This is a genomic window from Vagococcus sp. JNUCC 83 (assembly GCF_053667615.1).
Genome location: NZ_CM132204.1, coordinates 1,371,661 through 1,387,580, shown reverse-complemented (window position 1 = coordinate 1,387,580; position 15,920 = coordinate 1,371,661). Strand labels below are relative to the sequence as shown.

Below are 15,920 nucleotides of genomic sequence, written 5' to 3'. Positions count from 1 at the left end.
ATAAAGTTAATAGCATGATAACTTTATGGACAAACAAAAAGTGAACAGATACAATAGAAAAGAGATTTTAATAGAAAAGAGGTGGACTCACATGTCCATGTTTTTAGATCAAGTAACAATTGACGTAAAGGCTGGTAATGGCGGAGACGGCATGGTGGCTTTTAGAAGAGAAAAATATGTTCCAGATGGAGGACCAGCAGGTGGAGATGGTGGTCGTGGTGGAAGTATTATATTTGTTGTAGATGAAGGATTACGTACCTTAATGGATTTTAGATATAACCGTCACTTTAAAGCAACTCCAGGTGAGCATGGTATGAGTAAAGGAATGCATGGTAGAGGTGCTGAAGATACTTATGTCAGTGTTCCTCCGGGGACTGTTGTAAGAGACGTTGAGACAGGGAAAATTTTAGGTGATTTACTTGTCAAAGGACAAACCCTTTTAGTTGCTAAAGGTGGTCGTGGTGGCCGAGGAAATATTCGTTTTGCCACACCTCGAAATCCTGCACCTGAAATTTCTGAAAATGGTGAACCAGGACAAGAAAGAAAATTAGAATTGGAATTAAAAGTTTTGGCGGATGTCGGTTTAGTTGGATTTCCTTCAGTCGGAAAATCAACGTTATTATCAATTGTTTCTAAAGCTAGACCTAAAATTGGCGCTTATCATTTCACAACGATTGTTCCTAATCTTGGAATGGTGACAACAAGTGATGGTCGTAGTTTTGTTATGGCAGACTTGCCAGGGTTAATTGAAGGGGCATCAGAAGGTGTTGGACTAGGTACACAGTTTTTACGTCACATCGAAAGAACTCGTGTTATTTTACATGTGGTAGATATGAGTGGAATGGAAGGCCGAGATCCTTTTGAAGATTACTTACTTATCAATAAAGAATTGGAATCTTATGATCTACGTTTGATGGAACGCCCTCAATTAATCGTTGCAAATAAAATGGATATGCCTGATGCTCAAGAAAATTTAGCAATTTTTAAAGAAAAACTGGCTGAATTAAAAACAGATGAATGGGAAGATGATATAAAAATATTTCCAATATCAGGTGTGACACAACAAGGTGTGGCTCCATTATTAAATGCCACAGCAGATTTATTAGAAGTAACGCCAGAGTTTCCGCTATCTTTTGAAGATGAGGAAGAAGATGACGTTGTAAATTATACATTTAAAGAAGACGAACCAGAATTTAGTGTGTCGCGTGATGATGATGCCACATGGGTATTGTCTGGTGATAAACTAGAAAAACTCTTTGTCATGACTAACTTTGATAGAGAAGAAAGTACAATGAAATTTGCGCGACAACTTCGTGGAATGGGGATCGATGAGACACTTAGAACCATGGGCGCAAAAGATGGGGATATTGTACGAATCAAAGATTTTGAGTTTGAATTTGTTGATTAAAGGAAGTGAGAAAGAGAGATTCTTTCTCATTTTTTTGTTTTAAAGGTGCGATACTCTTTAAAAATTGATACAATAGTATAGTGAAAAAGAATGAAAAGAAAAGCAGGGGAAAAATGGAATTACAATTTTTAGGAACAGGTGCAGGAGTACCTGCCAAGCAGCGCAATGTGACAAGCATTGCTTTAAAATTATTAGATGAAAGAAATGAAGTATGGTTATTTGACTGTGGGGAAGGAACTCAACAGCAAATTTTAAATACAACCATTAGACCTCGAAAAATTGCTAAAATATTTATTACTCATTTGCATGGAGATCATATATTTGGACTTCCGGGTTTAATTGGCAGTCGTTCGTTTCAAGGAGGAACAGAGCAACTTGAAATTTATGGTCCAAAAGGTGTAAAAGCCTATATTGAGTTATGTCTTAAAATTTCTGATACTCATTTAAAATACCCAATTAAATTTATCGAAATCGACAAGCCGGGTCTTATTTTTGATGATAAGACATTTAGTGTTTACTGTGATTATTTAGATCATAGGATAGAATGTTTCGGGTATCGTGTAGTTGAAAAAGACTATGCAGGAGAATTAGATGTTCAAAAATTAAAAGAACAAAATATTATGCCTGGACCAATTTATAAACGTATTAAAGACGGTGAAGTAATCACTTTGGAAGATGGAAGAGTCATTAACGGTCGAGATTATTTAGGGCCAGATATTAAAGGCCGCATCGTTACGATATTAGGAGATACAAGAACACATGCAAATTGTTACACTTTAGCTCAAAACGCTGATGTTCTAGTGCATGAGAGTACCTTTAGTGCTTCAGAAGGTAAATTGGCACGTAATTATTATCATTCGACAAGTCTACAGGCAGCGACTGTTGCTAAAAAATCGAATGTAAAAAATTTATACTTAACACACATTAGTGCTCGTTATCTTGGAAGACAGGCACTTGAACTTCAAAATGAAGCACAAAGTGTTTTTAGGCAATCAACCATAGTGAAAGATTTTGATGTGTTTGATATTCCTTTAATCAAGTAAAGGAGGATAATATGTTGAAAAAAAACTTAAAAACAAAAACAGTCTTAATTACTGGAGCATCTGGTGGATTAGGTGAACAGATAGCCTACGAATCAGCTAAAAAAAATGCAACTTTAATTTTATGTGCTAGAAATATGGAACAACTAAGACGTGTACAAACAGTAGCACAACAAATGACAAGTGGAAGAGTGATGATTAAATCACTTGATATTAGTGATTATCAAAGTGTTGAGGATTTGATACATTTTTTAGAAAAAGAAAATATAACAGTTGATATATTAGTAAATAATGCAGGTGTGGGGATATTTAAACCATTTGTTGAGACATCTAAAGAGGAAATTGAGTTGATGTTTTCAGTGAATGTGTTAGGGTTGATGACACTAACACAAAAAATAGCTTTACGAATGATTGATGCGACATCTGGACACATTGTAACCATCGCGTCACAAGCAGGAAAAATGGCCACACCAAACTCTAGTGTTTATGCGGCAACAAAATTTGCGGTACTTGGTTTTTCTAATGCTCTTAGGTTAGAATTAAAACCTTTTGGTATACATGTTTTAACTGTCAATCCAGGGCCAATGAGAACGTCTTTTTTTGATACGGCTGATCCAACTGGTGATTATTTAGACAAAGTGTCTGCGTTTGTAACAGAGCCAGAAAAACTAGCTAAAACGGTAGTGAATCATTTTGGAACATCTAAAAGAGAAATTAACACACCGTGGATGATGGAGTTAGGAAGTATTGGTTATACGCTGTTCCCAAAGTTAGGGGATTTTTTAGCAGGAGGACTGTTTAATAAAAAATAGGGAGTGAGATAATTATGAAAAATACGACTAAAACAATTGTTATACTATTACTATTATTTGTTGTTGTGTTATTTGCTGTAATCAATGCACAACCAATTACAATTAATTTTATGTTTACTAAACAACGTGTGCCACTAGTCTTAATTATTATTGGTTCTGTTATTATCGGTGCTATTATTGCGTTAATTGGGACAATTAGTACTATTTGGAAAAAAAATCGTGCAATCAAAGAGCTAAATCAACAAATTTCTGACTTGAAATCAACACCTGTGGATGAAACATCTTCACAAGAGATAACAACCCTTGAGCAAAAATTAAAAGAGAGTGAACTTGAAATTTCAGATCTTCGCCATAAGTTAGTAAGTCAAATGATGAGTAATACATCCGACACACGGACAACATCTGAAGATGGTAGCTCAGATGACACGATAAAGGGGTAGCCTATGTTACGTTCAGAAAAAAGAGAGTATCACCTCATTGACTATCGTATTTTGCTTCCCGTTTTTTTTCTCAGTATTATAGGGTTAATGTCGATGTATGTTGCAATTAGTGGAGAATATTCTTCGGCTGATGCTATAAAAAAAATGTTACAACAAGTATTATGGTATGCCATAGGAGCCTCTGCTTTGTATGTGACAATGGTCATAAAGCCAGATATTATCTGGCGACTCACACCATATGCTTATGGATTTGGTATCATTCTCATGATTGCTCTATTGTTTTTTTATGATGCAGCTCTGGCAATTGAAACGGGGTCGAAAAATTGGTTTCGCATAGGCTCATTGACGTTTCAACCAGCTGAATTAGTAAAAATTTTATATATTTTAATGTTAGCATACGTTGTAACCCGACATAATCAAGAGCATAAAGTACGTGATTTAAAAACAGATGGTTTGTTAATTGGTAAGATGATACTAGTGACTTTACCCATTGCAATATTGTTAAATTTACAGAATGATTTTGGGACCATGCTGGTATTTTTAGCTATATTAGGTGGCGTTTTTTTAGTGTCAGGTATATCTTGGAAAATTATTTTGTCGGTTGTCGGGGGATTTGCTGTAATAGGTACGACCTTAATATTTTTAGTCACTACTGAAAATGGTAGACAAATTTTATACAAACTCGGATTTAAATCCTATCAATTTGCTCGTATTGACGCATGGTTAGACCCGTTTTTTGATCCAACAGGTCAGTCTTATCAACAAGTTCAAGCACTTTTAGCTATAGCGACAGGTGGTTTTTTCGGAAAAGGATTTAATGTGTCTGATGTGCATGTACCTGTGAGATCATCAGATATGATTTTTTCAGTCATTGCAGAAAATTTTGGTTTTATCGGAAGTGTATTTGTCATACTCATGTATCTTCTTCTGATTTATCGCCTAATCAATGCTTGTTTTGAGACAAAAAATGTGTTTTTTTCATATGTCACGGCGGGTGTCGTTATGTTAATTTTATTTCATGTGTTTGAAAATATTGGAGCAAATATTGGATTACTTCCTTTAACTGGTATTCCATTACCATTTATCAGTCAAGGAGGTTCAGCTTTGGTGAGTAGTATGATAGGGGTAGGATTGGTGATGAATATGCGGTACCATTATTCTACTAAAAAAGTAAAAAAACAGCGAATATAGCTTATTGCTATATCTGCTGTTTTTTTACTTTTTTTCAGTACTTGAGAAAATAATCTGTGCTTGTTTATGGCTGATATGGTGTTTAGAACCATCTTTATTAATTTCAAAAATAATTAATTCATTAAAATCATCTATATCAATAATTGTAATGGTGTCTCCAATGGATAAGTTAATGGTATCAAGATACGTTAAAACAGAAACATCATCCATTACTCGACCAATAATAGGCATGTCACCAATGTTAAATTCAGTTAAAGGGATAATCGCTTGCTCGCGGTAATGTGCTTCAGTTGGGATAATTCCACCATGGGGACAATTTGTTGGGTTACCTAGATAGTCATATAATCTATCAAAAAAAACAGAGTCTTTTACATGCTCTAATTCTTCAGATAAGTGGTGTAAGTCATATAAGGAATAGCCTAATTTGTCATAAAGAAATGTTTCGATGATACGGTGGTTTCTAATGATAACAATCGTTTGATTTAAGCCGTCTAAAGTTAGTTTTGCACCAGTATATGGTTTATACTCAATCAACCCATCTTTCTGCAATTTTTCTACCATTTCACTGACAGATGCAGGGGATACATGGAGATGTTGGGAGAGTGTCTTGTTTGAAACAAATTCGTCAATTCCATTATTTTCATAAATTGCTTTTAAATAGTCTTCTTTATTGGAAGATCTTGACATGCTTGTCCCTCCTACAAAAATATCGCTAAAATATATTAACTAATATATTCTATCATAAAATGGGATAATATATCAGTAAAAAGAAAAAATGAATCCTTTTTTTTAATAATTGATATGATATACTATAGATATATTAAGTAAGAGAAGCGAAGGTGAGAAAATGACAACTTTTTATTGGTACCCAAAGTGCTCAACATGTAAAAAAGCAATTGCTTGGTTAGACGAGCACAATATTGAATATAAGTTAATAGATATGATTGAAACACCACCTACTAAAGAACAATTGATGACATGGATGGAAACAAATGATTATCCAATTCGTCGTTTTTTTAACACAAGTGGTGTAAGATATAGAGAACAAAAATTAAAAGATATTGTGAATGATTTTTCTAAAGATGAAGCAGCAACTCGATTAACTGCTGATGGTATGCTAATTAAACGTCCTATATTAGAAGTTGATGGGAAAGTACTGTTAGGGTTTAAAGAAGCCGAATACGAAGAATTATTGTTAAACTAAATAAGGATGTGTTGGTATGTCAGAAAAAAATTTATGGGTTAAAGAAGTTGAAGAAGGTAAAAAAGTTGGACTAACTGCAACGGCCCAAGATGACTTAGGAAGCATTACTTTTGCGATGTTACCAAAAGTAGGTAAGGATTTAAACGTTGGAGATCCTGTGGTTGAATTGGAAGCTGAAAAAGCAGTAGTTGAATATGACTCACCAGTAGCTGGTAAAGTTGTAGCAATCAACGAAGAAGCTGAAAAAAATCCAAAAATTCTTGACGAACAAGGTTCTTGGTTATATATTGTTAAATAAAAAAATCCACAATTAGGGACTGAACCCCTAAAATGAGACAGTAATAAAAACACCTATGCGATTACTTTTTTCCGATAGTCAACTGGAGATAAGTAGTCGTATTTTTGTTGAATTCTTTCTTTATTATAATAGTTGATGAAATTTTGTACAGTTTCAATTACACTAATTGTAGAGCTTCCAAGCTCTGGGTGTAATGAGAACGTTTCAGACTTTAGGATGGAATGAAACGATTCTATTGGAGCATTATCTGCAGGAGTCCCTTTTCGGGACATACTTCTGGTAATGCTCTTTTCTTTTGTTGCGTGATAATAAGCATATGAAGTATACACAGAACCTTGATCCGAATGAAGTATACATTTATCTGGAAGTTTAGGTAATTTATTTAGTGTGTCTAAAACACAAGATATGTCCTGTTTTTCACTTATTGTATAAGAAAGTATTTCTCCATTAAACAAATCCATAATGCTAGAAAGATAGAGTCTTTTAGGACCATAATCAAGATAAGTGATGTCTGTTGTTAGTTTTTCTAGTGGCTTACTTGAACTAAAGTCTCTATCAATTACATTAGTAGTTTTAAAATAAATAGAACCAGGACGTTTTTCTTTCTTTATTTTCACCTGACAACTCCATCCATATTTTTGCATAATACGCTGAACAACTTTATGATTCACTTTTATCTTTTTACGAAGTAAAAAAGTGATTTTTCGATAACCATAAGTGAACTTGTTTTCTTTACACAGCTGCTCAATCATTTTAATTCGATTATCGGCAACATATTCTTTCTTAGACCAACGATAGTAAGTACTTCTAGCTATCCCAAAATAGTGACATAACCATGTTATAGATAGTTTTCCTTTATAAGAATCAACTAAATTTATGAATACTTCTTTTTCCACATCCTTTCCAACTCCTTGTATTTTTTTAAAACATCAATTTCCTGTTTCAAGTACTTGTTTTCTCTTTCTAGAACTTCTAAAGGTGAAAAGTGTTCATTACCTTTTCCATAAGTATATTGTTTTCCCACACCTTGAGAGAATCGATAAGATTCTCCATTTCTATACCATTTCCACCATGTTTTCACCTGAGTTTTATTCCGAATGTTGAGTTTATTCATAATTTCTGATGTTGTTTTACCTTCAAGTTTCATTTTTATAGCTTCTTCTTTTACTTCTACTGGATAAGCAATCCTTTTAACCATAAAAAATACACCTCCGTTAAATTCATTTTACATGAATTCAACAGGGGTGTTTTTATATTTGTCTCATCTTTTGGGGTCAGTTCCTTATTGTGGATTTTTTTTATTTGATTCTGTCTGGTCACTGACAGAAAAGTTAATAGTTGTCTTTTCTGATTCAGGTTTATCTTTTTTATCTTCTTTCGGTTCAATGGCAAATTCTTCAAACATTTTTTCTAGTGAATCTTTTCGCTTAAACGTTAATCCCATGAGTCATTCCTCCATTATTTTTGGTACAATATAGTGATTGGGCAGGTGTTTGTATTCTTCAAATTTCGTCTCTTTATTGTGAAGCCAATCTACCATTGTTTTACCAATTATTGGTCCGGTTGTCAACCCAGAAGATCCTAATCCACTAGCAACAAATAGATTTTTTAATCCATTTACCTCACCAAAAAAGGGAAGGAAGTCTGAAGTATATGCTCTTGTTCCAACGCGATTATGTTTACTCTCATAAGTTGAAATGGATACAATTGTTTCACTAGCAACATCTTTTAATTGATTTAAAAGTGTTGGATCAGGTGTTAAATCGAATCCCTTATCATTTTCATGAGTTGCTCCAAGCAGAATGTTTCCATCATGAAATGGAATAATGTCAGACTCACCAACAGGCATGATAACAGGTAAATCAGACGTTTCTAGATTAGATTGTATTTCTAATAGTTGCCCCTTTTGAGGCCTTATGTCGACAGTATAATTAAGAGGCTCCAGTAAATTTGGTAACCAAGCCCCAACTGCTAGAATTAATGAGTCAAAAGTAAAAACGTGATTTGATGTATGTACCAACCACTGATTATCTTGATAGCTAATCTTTTGAACATTTTCTTTTTTTAACTGATTTTTTTCATGTAATAAACGATGAATTCCTTTAATCAAATTGGCGCCATCATTTTTTGCCCCACCCGTGATAAACAGTGCATCACTTTGAGACGAGATAAAGGGCCATCTATTATTTATTTCTTGAGAAGTTAAACGGGATATCTCACCAATTTCTGGTGCATCTATTAATCGATCATAGGCGATTTTTTCTAGTTTATCTAACAACTTTTGGTTTTTTTTATATAATATAGTGCCAGTTTTTTGGTAAATGCTCTGAGTGTCTATATATTTAGATAAATCAGCTATGTATTGATTATAAAAACGAGCACCTTCTCTAGCTAAATAATACCATTCTTTGTTTCTTCTTTGTGATAGCCAAGGAGAAATAATCCCAGCAGCGGCTGAACTAGCTTGTCCGTGGCCATCATCAAACAGTGTCAGATCAATAGATGAATCGTCTGATAGATAAAAGGCGGATGTTGCACCAACTATGCCACCACCTATAATTCCAATGGTTCTTTTATTTGACATACAATCATATCCTTATTTTTTTATTAACTACTTGGATAGAATGGCTCAACGTGAACATCAATATCAAAGATATCATATTTTTCTTTTAATTGATTTTCAAGATTATCAACAAGAGTATGGCTTTTTTCTACTGTTAAGTTAGGATTCATAGATACCACAACATCTAGAAAAACATTTGCTCCAAGACTACGAGCTCTAATGCTAACAACGTCCATAACACCATCCATATTAAGAATATCATCTTTATACAAAGCTAACAAATCTTTATCAAAACCATCTGATAGGTAAAATGTACTTTCTTTAAAAATTTCAAAAGCTGTTTTCAAAATAATACAACCGATAACAATTGCTGTTAACGTGTCTAGCCATCCTAGTTTAAAAGAAGCAGCAAACACAGCAACAGACGTTCCAATACTTGTTAGCATATCACTAAAATTATCTTTTGCCACAGCATGAAGAGCTTGACTATTATTTTTTTCAGCAATTTTTTTATTGATAAGATACACGATATACATGACAGCCGCTGAAAAAAGTCCAACGTAAGCAGCTAATTGACTAGGGTGTTCCATTTGTTTATCAATAATAGAACGTATGCCATCCATCACAACTTGAACACCAACGGCAAACATAATTAAAGAAGTTAATAATGAAGCAACATTTTCGGCTTTCCAATGCCCGTAACGATGCTCATTATCAGCCGGTTTTCGTGATACTTTTAGTCCAATTAATACAGCAATAGAAGCAATCATATCAGTAAAGTTATTTAACCCATCAGCTGATAAGGCTTGCGATTGACCATAGTAACCAGCTGCTAGTTTGATGACAGCTAAAAATATATAAGCAAATATACTAATAACTGCCCCTTTTTCAGCTTGTTTTATTTCGTTAATCCTCTTTGTCAATAAACTCACTCCTTAAATAATACGAATGCAAGTATATCAGACAAACCTGTATTTAGAAAAGATAGAAAAAAATATTAAGGTAACCTAAAAAATAAAATAAAAAGCCCCAAAATTCATTGGGACTAGGCAGCAGGGTTAATTAAAACTCCATTAATATTGTGTACAGTTGTTAGGTTAATGTGATCATCATATGATTCATCCGTTCCTTTTTTTGAAAAGTTTAGGTATAAATCATTTCCACTATAAACTAATTCAAAAAATTCGATGTCATCATAAACAAAACGTTCGGAGTTATTATAAATAATGACAATTTTTCCCTCTGTAATATACATATCTGATGAAAGAACGCGGTTTTTTAATTCAATAAGTGAATGTTTTCTTGGCATAATCATCTCTCCTTTAAGGTAGTGTATCATAAAAATAGATACAAGAACATTAATAGATATGCTTTAAAATGTCAATTTCTCGATTCGATCAAATGCTTCTTTTAGAACAGGAATATCTTGTGTGGCAGCTAGTCTAATAAAGTCTGTACCACTTTTGCCAAATGCTTCCCCAGGAATAACTAGTATTTGTTTTTCTTTTAAAAGTTTTTTTGAAAAGTCAATTGAATTTAATCCTGTTTGGTTGATATTGATAAAGGTATAGATGCTTCCCTTTAAGGCATGTAAACTTAGAAATGGAATATCATCCACTCTTTTTTGGATATACTCAAGTCGCGTTTTAAACAGTGCGATGACATCTTTAGATACGGCTTCATAATTATCCAAAGCGTAAATCCCAGCTCTTTGAGAAGGTGTTGGAGCAGAGTAGGTCACATCTTCTGATAATAAGTGGCAAGCATCATTGACATACTTTGGAGCAATCATATAGCCAATTCGCCAACCAGTCATTGCAAATGTTTTAGAAAAACTACTAAATGTAATGGTATTATCTGGTGCAAGAGAAGCCATTGGTGTAAACTCACTATCAAAAGTAAACGCCTCATATACTTCATCTGCTAAAATAAATAGATTATTTTTTTTGGCAATCATTGCAATGTCAGTCAATGTTTCTTTAGAAAAAACAGCACCTGTAGGATTATTTGGTGAATTTATGATAATTGCTTTTGTATTTTTTGTCACTGCTTGCTCTAAAATTAGAGGATCAATTTGAAAGCCATCTTTTTCATAGGTCGGAATAATAACGGGCGTACCACCGGCCTCAATAACTTGTGTTTTATAAGGAGAAAAATACGGTTCATGTATAATGACCTCATCTCCTTCATTTAATAAGACTTGAAGAGTGAGATACATTCCCTGCAAGGCACCAACTGTTGCTCTGATTTGATTTTTTTCAAAGGATAAGCCATAGCGATCTTTATAAAAATTTCTAACACTTGTTAAAAAATCATCACTCCCGTCAGATGCTGTATAGTGAGTATGACCATTTAAAACGTCCTTAAACGCAGCGTCTATGATTTCTTTAGGGGTTGTAATGTCAGGATCACCAATAGAAAGATTTATTAGATTAGGGGTTTTGCTTGCTAAATCTGTAAACTCCATTAACAAGTTTTCATTAGGTACCTGGTAATATGTTTTTAACTTATCTTTATTCATTCGTCTCCTCCTTAATAATAAAAAGTCAAAGGATTAACCTTTGACTTTATTTTATAGTACTTTTTCTAAAAAGTCTTGTGTTCTTTCATTTTTTGGGTGTAAAAATATCTCATCAGGTGTTCCTTCTTCTTGAATGACTCCTTTGTCCATAAAAATGACACGATTGGCTACTTCTCGGGCAAAGCCCATTTCATGGGTGACGACGACCATCGTCATCCCTTCTTCGGCTAATGCATTCATCACGGCAAGAACTTCCCCAACCATCTCAGGGTCGAGGGCACTAGTAGGCTCATCAAACAACATCACATCTGGGTGCATGGCTAACGCTCGCGCAATCGCCACACGTTGTTGTTGGCCACCGGATAAGCTTTTAGGGTATTGATCGGCTTTATCACGTAACCCCACACGTTCAAGTAATGATAGTCCTTCTTTATCGGCTAATTCTTTGGACTCATTTTTCACTTTAATTGGGCTAATCGTTAAATTTTCTAACACGGTTTTATGAGGAAAGAGGTTAAAGTTTTGGAAGACCATGCCCATTTTTTGACGCAATTGATTGATATCTACTTTAGGATCAAGTAGATTTTGTCCTTCAAATTCGATAACACCACTAGTGGGTGTTTCAAGTAGGTTTAAACAACGTAAAAAGGTACTTTTTCCACTACCAGATGGACCGATGACGACCACCACTTCACCTGCGTGGATGTTTAAGTTGATCCCTTTTAAGACCTCGTTATCACCGTAAGATTTTTTTAAGTCTTTAATATTAATCATGAGCACCAATTCTCCTTTCAGCAACACCTAGTAAACGAGAGAGTGTAAAGGTTAAAATAAAGTAAATAAATGACGCAATTAAAATGGGTAAGAAGGGTTTAAAACTTGCCCCACGTACGACACCAGCTTGGAACATCAATTCAGATACGCCAATCACAGATACTACAGAAGATTCTTTAATGACAGTCACAAACTCGTTACCTAAGGCAGGTAATATATTTTTAATGGCTTGTGGCATAATAATATATCGCATGGCTTTTTTCTGACTCATCCCAAGTGATCGAGCGGCTTCTGCTTGTCCTTTGTCTACAGCATTAAGACCAGCACGAATGATTTCAGCGACGTAAGCACCACTATTTAGGGATAGCGCCACACAACTTGAAGCAAGCGCACTTAAGTTAACACCAATCACGTTTAGTCCAAAGAAAACTAAAAAGATTTGGACAAGTAAAGGTGTACCACGAACGTATTCGATGTAGACCACTGCAATGCCTTTAAATAATTTATTTTTTGATAATTTCATCAAAGCAAGTAAGGTTCCTAACACACTCCCGCAAAGCACCCCAATGAAAGCTAAGAAAATAGTGTATCCCGTTCCTTTAATATAATATGGGGCATATTTTTTCATAAATGACTCATCTTGGAACATATAAGGAATAACTTCTTCTTTATAATCTTTCATTAAATCTTTGTCGTTGATTTCTTTTATAGACGTATTAACAAGCTTTAAAAAATCAGGTGCATTTTTTTGTAAAGCAACAGCCGTTCCTTTATTTGCGTTATCTAACGTTAAATCAGCAAACATTAATGACTCGTCTTGTGTTAAATAGGCCTCAGCGACAGGCTCTTCAATCACTGCAGCATCAATTTTCTTTTGTTGAAGTTGTAAGATAATATCAGGTACTTGTTGAAGAGAAACGGTATTAGCTTTTAAATCATTATTAGCTAATTCTTCCTGCATCGATTGTACTTGAGCACCTACTTTAATACCATTAAAATCTTCGACCGTCTTGAATTTGTCTTTGTCTTCTTTTCTAATGACAACTTTTTGTTGAACAGTCATATAAGGGTCTGAAAAATCAACTTCTTTTAAACGTTCAGGAGATGGGGACATACCAGAAATGATTAAATCAATTTTTCCAGTTTTTAAGGCACCAATCAGTGCATCAAAACCATATTCTTCAACTTTAAGTTTAACCCCCATATCGTCTGCAATTTTTTGTGCGATTAAAATATCGGTTCCAACTACTTTGTCTTTACCATCCACCGTGGCATGAAATTCATAAGGCGCATAATCAGCAGATAATCCAACAGTTAAAACACCCTTATCTTTAATTCCTTTTAGAATAGAATCTTCTGCGGCCAATGAATGGGTCGGTAAAATTAAACTAAAGAGGGTAACAATCATAATAAATAATAGCTTAATCGATTTGTTTTCTTTAAGATTCATAAAAAAACTCCTTTCTTTTTATCATGTGATTTATTATAGAGTGTAATTAATTATTATTCAAGTAAAAATGAATAAATGAATAAAAAATAGGAATATTCGTGTTTTTTACTTTTTTTATACATTTTAAATGAGTTTATGGTGTCATTAAACGGAAATAAATTAAAAAATAATTAAAAAAAGATTGAATTTTTCTAATTTAACAGGTAAAATAAAGCTCAATTAGTAGGAATAGGAGGAGTAATATGAATAAAAAATTAAAAACAGGATTGCTATTGTTTAGCGCAACGTGGCTGTTGGCGGCTTGTGGGGGAAATGATACATCTAGTAAAGATAGTAAAGAAGCAAAAGGTACAACAGAACAAATAGCTAAGTTAGCCATTCCTCAGGAAGTAGCATCGATAGATCCTGCTAATGCTACTGATTTAGTTAGTTTCGGTGTGTTAAATCAAATTTATGAAGGTATTTATCGGTTAGATGAAAAAAATAAACCTATTGCAGCCGGAGCGAAAGAAAAGGCGACAGTCAGTGATGATGGATTAGAATATACTGTTAAACTTAGAGAAGATGCTAAGTGGAGTAATGGAGATAAAGTTGTTGCAGGGGATTATGTCTATGCTTGGCAACGAGTGGTAGACCCAAAAACTGGATCTGAGTATGCGTATTTGTTTGAAAATGTGAAAAATGGATCAGATATTATAGATGGTAAAAAGGAACCATCTGAGTTAGGAATAGAAGCAGTGAATGATTATGAACTTAAGATAACACTTGCAAATGCTACGCCTTACTTTGATTATTTATTAGCATTTCCAACATTTTATCCATTAAATAAAAAAGCTGTGGATGAATTTGGTAAAGATTATGCCAGCTCAAGCGACAAAACAGTATATAACGGCGCATTTGTTTTAGCAAATTTTGATGGACCAGGATCAGATATTGATTGGACGTATGAAAAGAATCCAGATTATTGGGATAAAGATAATGTTAAAATGGACAAAATTGAAGCTCAAGTGGTAAAAGAGGCTTCTACTGCTTTGAATTTATACGAAGACAATCAACTAGATGACGTTATAATTAGTGGAGAGTTGGCAAAACAATATCAAGCAGATGAAAATTTTGTGGGTGTTCCTGATGGACGAACAATTTATTTAGAGATGAACCAAGAGAAAAAAGACAAACATTTTGATAATCTAAATTTACGTAAAGCATTATCGTACGCAGTTGATGGCGAAGCAATTGTTAATAATGTTTTAGGGGATGGCTCCCAAGCAGTTACAGGGATTGTGCCAAAAACGTTAGCATCTAATCCAAAAACGGGTAAAGATTTTGTTGATGACTCAGGAAAATATAAAGAATTTGATGAAAAGAAAGCAAAAGAATATTTTGAAAAGGCCAAAAAAGAATTGAACATTGATACTATTAGTTTTGAAATTTTAACAGATGACAATGATTCAACCAAAAAAATTGCGGAGTATTTGCAAGGTGCATACAAAGATGTACTAGGTATTAAAACAGATGTTGTCACAGTGACTAAACCTATTCGTCTAGACCGAACAACAGCAGGTGATTTTGAGATGGTTGTTACAGGTTGGGGGGCAGACTACAATGATGTCAGCTCATTCTTAGATTTGTTTGTTACAGGTAACAGTTACAATAAAGGAAAATATTCAAATCCTAATTATGATAAATTGATTGAAGAAGCCAGAACAACCAACGCAACCAATCTAGAAGCTAGATGGCAAAATTATTTAGATGCCGAAAAAGTATTATTAGGTGAAGATTACGCTGTTATTCCATTGTATCAAGTAGTGGAAGGTCATTTAATTAATCCTAAAATCAAAGGGTATGTACGTCATAGTGCTGGTGCACCTTACGATTATAAATTTATGTCTGTAGAGTAAGTTTAAAAGCATCGGAGATAATCTTCGATGCTTTTATTAATAGTATTATTTAAAATACTCTGGATAATTGTGCAAAAAAATAAATAATTTGGTATAATAGGTTCGATGCATTAACTGTAAGTATGCAAAAAAGGAGGCGGATAAGATGCTACCCCAAACAGGTGAAGTTATAATGAATTGGTTACCATATATTGGTATTGCTTTAATAGTCATTATAGGTATTATATTATTTAAAAAGAAAAAATCGGATAATGATCAAGAGGAAGAATAATAAACGAGCACCTATATAAGTAGGTGTTTTTTTATATTAAAATAGTTAGG

The 15,920-nt window shown here is 33.8% G+C and carries 18 protein-coding genes; 9 read left to right on the top strand and 9 right to left on the bottom strand.

Annotation, left to right across the window (positions count from 1 at the left end):
- Positions 1-91 precede the first annotated feature (91 nt).
- From obgE to JNUCC83_RS06695, 5 genes are all read left to right on the top strand, one after another.
- Complete coding sequence (gene obgE / locus JNUCC83_RS06715) at positions 92-1,408, top strand: GTPase ObgE (protein ID WP_454459287.1); 1,317 nt, start codon at positions 92-94, stop codon at positions 1,406-1,408.
- A gap of 113 nt (positions 1,409-1,521) precedes the next feature.
- Positions 1,522-2,451: a ribonuclease Z gene (rnz, locus tag JNUCC83_RS06710; RefSeq protein ID WP_454459286.1), complete on the top strand. Its 930-nt coding sequence runs from the start codon at positions 1,522-1,524 to the stop codon at positions 2,449-2,451.
- 11 nt (positions 2,452-2,462) lie between these two features.
- On the top strand, positions 2,463-3,260 hold the full coding sequence (locus tag JNUCC83_RS06705) for an SDR family NAD(P)-dependent oxidoreductase (RefSeq protein ID WP_454459285.1): 798 nt from the start codon (positions 2,463-2,465) through the stop codon (positions 3,258-3,260).
- 14 nt (positions 3,261-3,274) lie between these two features.
- Positions 3,275-3,700, top strand: a complete 426-nt coding sequence (locus JNUCC83_RS06700; RefSeq protein ID WP_454459284.1) for a lipopolysaccharide assembly protein LapA domain-containing protein — start codon at positions 3,275-3,277, stop codon at positions 3,698-3,700.
- A gap of 3 nt (positions 3,701-3,703) precedes the next feature.
- The gene (locus JNUCC83_RS06695) at positions 3,704-4,891 is read left to right on the top strand and encodes an FtsW/RodA/SpoVE family cell cycle protein (RefSeq protein WP_454459283.1); all 1,188 of its coding nucleotides are present in this window, start codon (positions 3,704-3,706) and stop codon (positions 4,889-4,891) included.
- Between the two features lie 24 nt (positions 4,892-4,915).
- Here JNUCC83_RS06695 and JNUCC83_RS06690 read toward each other — a convergent pair whose 3' ends face one another.
- Positions 4,916-5,578 carry a metal-dependent transcriptional regulator gene (locus JNUCC83_RS06690; protein ID WP_454459282.1) on the bottom strand — a complete coding sequence of 221 codons (663 nt, stop codon included), beginning with the start codon at positions 5,576-5,578 and terminating at the stop codon, positions 4,916-4,918.
- A gap of 160 nt (positions 5,579-5,738) precedes the next feature.
- Here JNUCC83_RS06690 and JNUCC83_RS06685 point away from each other — a divergent pair, with 160 nt between their 5' ends.
- Complete coding sequence (locus JNUCC83_RS06685; protein ID WP_454459281.1) at positions 5,739-6,095, top strand: arsenate reductase family protein; 357 nt, start codon at positions 5,739-5,741, stop codon at positions 6,093-6,095.
- Positions 6,096-6,111: 16 nt separating this feature from the next.
- On the top strand, positions 6,112-6,393 hold the full coding sequence (locus JNUCC83_RS06680; protein WP_454459280.1) for a glycine cleavage system H family protein: 282 nt from the start codon (positions 6,112-6,114) through the stop codon (positions 6,391-6,393).
- A 53-nt stretch (positions 6,394-6,446) separates the two neighbouring features.
- Here the strand turns inward: JNUCC83_RS06680 and JNUCC83_RS06675 are convergent.
- The 8 genes from JNUCC83_RS06675 to JNUCC83_RS06640 all read right to left on the bottom strand — a co-directional run bounded on the left by JNUCC83_RS06675 (position 6,447) and on the right by JNUCC83_RS06640 (position 13,701).
- A protein-coding gene (locus JNUCC83_RS06675; protein WP_454459279.1) for an IS3 family transposase occupies positions 6,447-7,591 on the bottom strand; the annotation gives its coding sequence in 2 pieces (ribosomal slippage) (positions 6,447-7,309 and positions 7,309-7,591; 1,146 coding nt in all).
- A gap of 84 nt (positions 7,592-7,675) precedes the next feature.
- The gene (locus JNUCC83_RS06670; protein ID WP_454459278.1) at positions 7,676-7,837 is read right to left on the bottom strand and encodes an SPJ_0845 family protein; all 162 of its coding nucleotides are present in this window, start codon (positions 7,835-7,837) and stop codon (positions 7,676-7,678) included.
- Positions 7,838-7,840: 3 nt separating this feature from the next.
- A complete protein-coding gene (locus JNUCC83_RS06665; protein ID WP_454459277.1) occupies positions 7,841-8,977 on the bottom strand; it encodes an NAD(P)/FAD-dependent oxidoreductase in 1,137 nt (378 codons plus the stop codon).
- Between the two features lie 23 nt (positions 8,978-9,000).
- The gene (locus JNUCC83_RS06660; RefSeq protein ID WP_454459276.1) at positions 9,001-9,879 is read right to left on the bottom strand and encodes a cation diffusion facilitator family transporter; all 879 of its coding nucleotides are present in this window, start codon (positions 9,877-9,879) and stop codon (positions 9,001-9,003) included.
- Between the two features lie 122 nt (positions 9,880-10,001).
- Positions 10,002-10,265, bottom strand: a complete 264-nt coding sequence (locus JNUCC83_RS06655; RefSeq protein ID WP_454459275.1) for a hypothetical protein — start codon at positions 10,263-10,265, stop codon at positions 10,002-10,004.
- A gap of 63 nt (positions 10,266-10,328) precedes the next feature.
- On the bottom strand, positions 10,329-11,477 hold the full coding sequence (locus JNUCC83_RS06650; RefSeq protein ID WP_454459274.1) for a pyridoxal phosphate-dependent aminotransferase: 1,149 nt from the start codon (positions 11,475-11,477) through the stop codon (positions 10,329-10,331).
- A 51-nt stretch (positions 11,478-11,528) separates the two neighbouring features.
- Positions 11,529-12,251 (bottom strand): amino acid ABC transporter ATP-binding protein, encoded by a 723-nt coding sequence (locus tag JNUCC83_RS06645; RefSeq protein WP_454459273.1) that lies wholly within the window; start codon positions 12,249-12,251, stop codon positions 11,529-11,531.
- On the bottom strand, positions 12,244-13,701 hold the full coding sequence (locus tag JNUCC83_RS06640; protein WP_454459272.1) for an ABC transporter substrate-binding protein/permease: 1,458 nt from the start codon (positions 13,699-13,701) through the stop codon (positions 12,244-12,246). The genes JNUCC83_RS06645 and JNUCC83_RS06640 overlap by 8 nt, the downstream gene beginning before the upstream one ends.
- 242 nt (positions 13,702-13,943) lie before the next feature.
- Here JNUCC83_RS06640 and JNUCC83_RS06635 point away from each other — a divergent pair, with 242 nt between their 5' ends.
- Positions 13,944-15,599, top strand: coding sequence for a peptide ABC transporter substrate-binding protein (locus JNUCC83_RS06635; protein WP_454459271.1), 1,656 nt, complete (start codon positions 13,944-13,946; stop codon positions 15,597-15,599).
- A gap of 109 nt (positions 15,600-15,708) precedes the next feature.
- Positions 15,709-15,870, top strand: coding sequence for an LPXTG cell wall anchor domain-containing protein (locus JNUCC83_RS06630; RefSeq protein WP_454461338.1), 162 nt, complete (start codon positions 15,709-15,711; stop codon positions 15,868-15,870).
- Positions 15,871-15,920 lie beyond the last annotated feature (50 nt).